The following is a 6000-nucleotide window of genomic DNA, read 5'->3' on the forward strand; positions in this document are numbered from 1 at the left end:
TTGTGCGGGTTGTGCCCTTTTGTCGGGACAGCAAGTGCAAGATCGCGGAGTGGTGGATCAGCTCACGGGGTTGAGGAGGGCTTCGACTTCGGCGCGGGTCGGTGGGTTGGCGCCTCGGCGGGCGCAGGTCAACGCGGCCACCGTGGCGGCCTGTCGGAGCACCTTCGCCCACTGCTGCGGGGTCACTGCGGCGAGCCGGTCGGCCGGGCGGTCGCCGAGCGCGTCGAGGTCGGCCAGCGCGGCCAGCAGGCCACCGGTGAACGAGTCACCGGCGCCGACGGTGTCGACCACCGTGGTACGGACCGCCGGCTCCTCGTGCAGCGAGCCGTCGGGTGCGAGCAGCCAGGCGCCCTCCCCGCCCCGGGTCACCACGGCGCAGGAGACGCCGGCCGTACGCCATTCGGTCATCACGTCGGCCGCCGACCGGTCCGGGTAGAGCCAGGCCAGGTCCTCGTCGCTGGCCTTGACCAGGTGCGCGAGGCGGACCTGCCGGCGTACCCGCTCCTGCTCCGCCGCCCGATCCGTGACGATGCTCGGCCGCAGGTTGAGGTCGATGGAGACGGTGAGCCCGTCCCGCTGGCGTTCCCGGGCGAGCAGGCCCTCCAACGCACCGGCGCCGGGTGCCAACGCGAGCGCCAGGGAGCCGGTGTGCAGCGCGACCGCCGGTGAGCCGGCCAACTCGGGCAACTCCTGCGGCGTCCACTGCCAGTCCGCGGCACCCGCCAGCCGGAACTCGTAGCTGGCCTGCCCGGCGGCGTTCAGGGTGGCCACCGCCACCGACGTGGGCTCCTCGGCGTGAACCGCCCACTCCAGGTCCACCCGGTTGGCGCTCAGATGCTCGACGAGTTGCCGGCCGTACTCGTCGCTGCCGAGTCGGGCCAGCAGCCGTACCGGTTGGTCGAGCCGGGCCAGGGTGACCGCGACGTTCGCCGGGGAGCCACCCGGCACGGCCCGCTGCCCCTCGGCGGTGACGACCAGGTCGATCAGCGCCTCACCCGCGACGACGATCACGCGGTCACCTCCCCGGGTGCGAGCGGGCCGGGGCCGCCGAGCCCGTCGGCCGCGCGGGACAGCAGTACCGCCTGGTAGGCGTGGTAGACGTCCGGTCGGCCGTGCCAGACCGTGTCGGCGGGCAGGTTCTGCGCGTCCAACTCGTGCCGCCAACCGGTCTGGTCGATGAGACTGCGGCAGGCGTACGCCCAGAAGACCCGGTACCAGTCGAGGTAGACCGCGTCCCCGGTGCGGCGGTGCAGGGTGATCGCCGCCCCGATGGCCTCGGCGAGAACCCAGTGCATCCGGGAGCGCACCACGGGCCGGTCGTCCCAGTCGATGGTGTAGACGAAGCCGTCCGCGCCGTCGACCGCCCAGCCGCGCCGCACGGCGGCGGCGAACAGGGCGCGGGCGTCGGTGAGCAGCCAGCGGGGTGGCTGCGGCAGAACCGCCTCCAATTCCAGCAGCAGCCGGGCCCACTCCAGCCAGTGCCCGATCGTGGAGCCGTACGGTCGGAACGGGTCGGCGGGCTGGTCCCGGTTGTAGTCGGGCAGCGGCGTCCAGTCGGTGGTGAAGTGCTCGGGCAGCCGCCAGTCGTGTCGGGCCGCCTCACCGTGCACGAGGTGGGTGGCGATCCGCAGGGCCCGGTCGGCCCAGCTCGCGTCGCCCGTGGTGGCGGCAGCGGCGAGGAAGGCCTCGACCATGTGCATGCTGCTGTTGGCGCCCCGGTAGTCCTCGGTGACCGTCCAGTCCCGGTTCCACGATTCGCGGACCGCGCCGGCGTCGTCGTCCCAGAACCGGTCCCGCACGACGGTCAGCACGTCGGCGAGCAACTGGTCCGCGCCGGGCCGTCCGGCGCGCGCGGCGCTGGAGGCGGCGAGCAGCACGAACGCGTGGTCGTAGCCGGCCTTGCGGTCGTTGACGGGCACCCCCTGCTGGTCCACCGCGCCGAACCAGCCGCCGTATCGGTCGTCGCGCAGCAGCGTCCTGAGCGCGGCGATCCCGTGGTCGACCAGGGCGGCGGCGTCCGGATCGCCGTTGCGGTGGGCGAGGGCGGCCACGTGGGTCATTCGGCAGGTGATCCAGGTGTGGATCGGTTCGCCGCGATCCGGGGTGCGGTCGTCGGTGAGCCACCAGAAGCCGCCCTCGGGCCGCACCGAGCGGCAGGCGGTGTCGAGCAGCGTCCGGGTCTGGTCGACGAGGAGCTCGTCCAAATCGGGCAGGTCTGGTGACCCGGCCGGAGCAGGGGTCGTTGCGGCGTCGGATCGGGGCACGTCGGTCATTTCAGCTGGTCACCGTCGGGTAGGAAAGGGACATACGGCCAGGATCGGCGGACGGACCGGGTCCGCGCCGCAAAACCGCCAACGGTACGCCACGAATCGACTGGCCAGGTCGGCACGCGGTGGGAGGCTTTTACTCCCATTTGCCCGTTGACATCGTTGTCACCACTCAACCCTGCTCCGGCAGCCGGCCGACTGTCAATTCCGGCTGCGTCACACCGCCCCGGGGCAGCCCGGGTCAGTAGTAGTCGTCAATCGGCTGGCGCGCCTCGTCGAACAGCGCCGGCCCCTCGTAGCGCACCGGGGGCAGCGGCGGGGTGGCCGGCTTGACCTCCTCGAACTGCTCGGTGGACAGCGCGTACACCACCCGCCCGAGGCCGGACCGTTCGATCGCCGTCGCGCACATCGCGCAGGGCTGGCAACTGGTGAACATGGTGGTGCCGGCAGCCACCTCGGGGGAGAGTTCCCGAGCCGCCCAGCGGGCCAGCTTCAACTCCGGATGGGCGCTGATGTCCGCGTCGGAGACCACTGTGTTGTGGTCCTCGATCAGGACGACGCCGGCCGCGTCGACCAGCAGCGAGCCGAACGGCCGTTCGCCGGAAGCCCCCGCCCGCCTGGCGATTTCCACGGCGTGGCGGAGAAACTTCTCGTCGTCGGGGGTCATCGGTCCTCCTGGGTTGCGTGATGTGCGGCCACGGCCGCAAGGGTCCGCCAGGCGCGTTCGGGCTGGCGGATCTCGGTCAGGTCGCCGTTGAACGGGTCCAGCACCACCGTCTCCGCGCCGAGCGCACGAAGCTGGTCGAGGTCGGCGACGATCTGATCGATGGTGCCGACACCGGCGAGCCGGTCCGGATCGGTGATCGGTTCTCGGGTCTCCTGGAGCGCGATCCGCGGCACCAACGCGGGCACCCGACGACCCAACTCGTCGGCGATGTCCGTCAGCCGTCCGACCGCCTCGGCCAGCCGTGCCGGCGTGACCCGCAGCGGGTGCCAGGCGTCACCGAGCAGTACCGCGCGCCGCATGCCGGCCTCGCTGTTGCCACCGACCCAGATCGGGATCGCAGCCGTGTCGTAGTCCTCGGTGTCCTGCCAGGCCTCGCGCATGGTGCGCAGGTACTCGTCGGTCAGCGCGCCGCGCTGCCGGAACGGCACGCCGAGCGCCTCGAACTCCTGCCGGGCCCAGCCGACGCCGACACCGAGGACGAGCCGGCCGCCGCTGAGCCGGTTGAGGTTCGCCGCCATCCGAGCGGTGAGCAGCGGGTGCCGGTACGGAACGATGAGCACCGTGGTGCCCAGCCGAACCCGGCTGGTCGCCCCGGCCAGCCAGGACAGCGTGGTGAACGGCTCGTAGAACGGCGCCGGATACTGCTCGGCCACGTCCGCGGTCACCACGATGTGATCGGAGACCATCAACAGGTCGAAGCCGAGACCCTCCACCGTCTGCGCCCACCGACGCAGGACGTCGGGGTCGGTGCCCGGGGCGAAGTTCGGTACGTTCACACCAATCTGCACCCGTCCACGCTAGCCACTGTGGACCGTTGTGGGAACGCCGTGGCCCGGCTGAAGCACCCGGCAGCCGGCACGAACCGCCGCACGGCTCAGGAGGGCCAGATGAACCTGCCCGAGGGACTCGACTGGGTACGCGGGTCACCGGCCGGTCGCGCCTGGCTGGCCGCACTTCCGACATGGCTGGCCGAGTGCGCCGAGCGCTGGTCGCTGCGGGTCGGCCCGCCCTTCCGGCAGGCGTACGCCTCACTGGCGCTCCCCGCCGAGATGCCCGACGGCACGGCGGTGGTGCTGAAGCTCCAGTACCCCGACGAGGAAAGCCGGCACGAAGCCGACGCGTTGGCGCACTGGGACGGTGACGCGGCGATCCGTCTGCTCGCCCACGACCCCGCGCGGCGTGCCCTGCTGCTCGAACGCTGCCAGCCCGGCACTCCCCTGCACGACCTTCCGCTGGACCGGGCGCTCGACGCGGTGATCGGGCTGCTCCCCCGGCTCTGGCGACCGGCCGGCGCGCCGTTCACCCCGCTGGCCCAGGAGGCCGCCGGCTGGATCGACCGGATGCCCCGAGCCTGGGAACGGGCCGGCCGGCCGTACGAGCGGCGGCTGCTCGACGCGGCGCTCGACCTGCTCGGCGGCCTGGCGTCCAGCCAGGGCGAACAGGTGCTGGTCAACCAGGACCTGCACGCCGGCAACGTGCTCGCCGCCGACGCGCTCCCCGGTGACCGCGGGCCGTGGCTGGCGATCGACCCGAAGCCGCTCACCGGGGAACGGGAGTTTTCGGTCGTACCGATGGTGCGCGGCCCGGAGTTGGGGCACTCGCCGGCCGCCGTCCGGCACCGGCTGGACCGGCTCAGCACCGCACTCAGGTTGGACCGGGAACGGGTCCGAGGTTGGACGATCGGGCACACCCTGGCCTGGAGCCTCGCCGACGACACCGTCTTCCCCGAGCAGATCGAAGTGGTCCGCTGGCTGCTCGACACCGATTGAGTTCCGGCTCGGCGATCACGGGGTGGTGCCGCCCGACCCAGCTCCGCGATCTTGCACTTTCTGTCCCGACCTAGGGTGCATATCCACCCACGTCGACAACAGAAACTGCAAGATCGGCGCGGGACGGGCGCCGGGGGGGGTTCAGCCGGTCTGGCAGGTACGGCACCAGTACAGGTTGCGGCCGGCCAGCTCGCCGCGACTGACCTCAGTGCCGCAGACGTGGCAGGGTGCTCCCGGGCGGCGGTAGACGTACACCTCGCCGCCGTGCCGGTCCACCCGCGCCGGCCGGCCCATCGCCTCCGGCAGGTGCGCGTCGCGGACCGTGTCGATCCGGCCGTGCTCGACCGCGAGCCGCATCAAGCCGACCAGGTCACCCCAGAGCGCGTCCCAGTCGGTCCTGGTCAACTGTCGGCCCGGCATAGTGGGCGGCAGCCCGGCCCGGAACAGCGCCTCGGTCACGAAGATCAAACCGGTGCCGGCCACCACCGACTGGTCCAGCAGCAGCGCGGCGAGAGGTGTGGGGCTGCGGGCGATCCGGGCGTACGCCCGCTCGGGGTCGGCGTCCGCGCGCAACGGATCCGGCCCGAGGCGGTCCCGCAGCGCGGCCACCTCGGGTGGGGTGAGTAGCTCACAGGCCGTGGGCCCGCGCAGGTCGAGCCAGTGCCGGTCGCTGGCCAGCCGCAGCCGCACCTGCCCGACCGGCTCTGGCGGCTCCCCCGGCCCGTCGGTGAACTTGCCGTACAACCCGAGGTGTACGTGCAACGTCAGCTCGCCGGCGTAGTGGTGCAGCAGATGCTTTCCGTACGCCTCGGTGCCCTCCAGCACGGTCCCGGAGAGCCGGGCGGCGCCCTCGGCGAAACGGCCCTGCGGGCTCGCGGCGTGCAGCTTGTCCCCGGCGAACAGCTCGGCGTGCCGGGCCGCCAGGCGGTGGATCGTGTGTCCCTCTGGCACAGGTGCCAAGGATAGCCAGCCCCGCCTGACCGGAACGCGCGCTGCTCGACCCGGTCCCCGCCGCGCTCGACCCGGTCCCCGCCGCGCTGATCGACTCGGGATTCAGGAAACCGGGGTGTTCTGATGAGCGGGACACCCCGACTTCCAGGAAGGCGAGTCGATCAAGGCCAGGCGCAGGCCGGGCCGGGCACAGGCCGGGCCGGGCACAGGCCGGGCCGGGCACAGGCCGGGCCGGGCACAGGCCGGGCCGGGCACAGGCCGGGCCGGGCACAGGCCGGGCCGGGCC

At 72.7% G+C, this 6000-nt stretch carries 6 protein-coding genes; 1 reads left to right on the plus strand and 5 read right to left on the minus strand.

Annotated elements, in window-relative coordinates; all coding sequences use genetic code 11:
- Window positions 1-57: 57 nt before the first annotated feature.
- The 4 genes from ACIA47_RS19490 to ACIA47_RS19505 all read right to left on the minus strand — a co-directional run bounded on the left by ACIA47_RS19490 (window position 58) and on the right by ACIA47_RS19505 (window position 3782).
- The gene (locus ACIA47_RS19490; RefSeq protein ID WP_396709588.1) at window positions 58-1011 is read right to left on the minus strand and encodes a carbohydrate kinase; all 954 of its coding nucleotides are present in this window, start codon (window positions 1009-1011) and stop codon (window positions 58-60) included.
- Window positions 1008-2273 (minus strand): AGE family epimerase/isomerase, encoded by a 1266-nt coding sequence (locus ACIA47_RS19495; RefSeq protein ID WP_396709590.1) that lies wholly within the window; start codon window positions 2271-2273, stop codon window positions 1008-1010. Before ACIA47_RS19495 ends, ACIA47_RS19490 begins: the two co-directional genes overlap by 4 nt.
- Window positions 2274-2508: 235 nt before the next feature.
- Window positions 2509-2934 (minus strand): nucleoside deaminase, encoded by a 426-nt coding sequence (locus ACIA47_RS19500; protein ID WP_396709592.1) that lies wholly within the window; start codon window positions 2932-2934, stop codon window positions 2509-2511.
- Complete coding sequence (locus tag ACIA47_RS19505) at window positions 2931-3782, minus strand: LLM class flavin-dependent oxidoreductase (RefSeq protein WP_396709594.1); 852 nt, start codon at window positions 3780-3782, stop codon at window positions 2931-2933. Before ACIA47_RS19505 ends, ACIA47_RS19500 begins: the two co-directional genes overlap by 4 nt.
- Before the next feature lie 99 nt (window positions 3783-3881).
- Between ACIA47_RS19505 and ACIA47_RS19510 the strand changes: the two genes are divergently transcribed.
- Window positions 3882-4763, plus strand: coding sequence for an aminoglycoside phosphotransferase family protein (locus tag ACIA47_RS19510; protein WP_396709596.1), 882 nt, complete (start codon window positions 3882-3884; stop codon window positions 4761-4763).
- A 141-nt stretch (window positions 4764-4904) separates the two neighbouring features.
- Here the strand turns inward: ACIA47_RS19510 and ACIA47_RS19515 are convergent, their stop codons facing one another.
- A complete protein-coding gene (locus ACIA47_RS19515; RefSeq protein ID WP_396709598.1) occupies window positions 4905-5714 on the minus strand; it encodes an Fpg/Nei family DNA glycosylase in 810 nt (269 codons plus the stop codon).
- Between the last annotated feature and the right edge of the window lie 286 nt (window positions 5715-6000).

This window comes from Micromonospora sp. NPDC051227 (assembly GCF_044455385.1).
Taxonomy (GTDB): domain Bacteria; phylum Actinomycetota; class Actinomycetes; order Mycobacteriales; family Micromonosporaceae; genus Micromonospora.

Bases quoted from the DNA above. Each gene is read 5' to 3' on its own strand.
- ACIA47_RS19510 (WP_396709596.1), top strand. From the start codon at position 3,882: ATGAACCTGCCCGAGGGACTCGACTGGGTACGCGGGTCACCGGCCGGT.
- ACIA47_RS19500 (WP_396709592.1), bottom strand. From the start codon at position 2,934: ATGACCCCCGACGACGAGAAGTTTCTCCGCCACGCCGTGGAAATCGCC.
- ACIA47_RS19495 (WP_396709590.1), bottom strand. From the start codon at position 2,273: ATGACCGACGTGCCCCGATCCGACGCCGCAACGACCCCTGCTCCGGCC.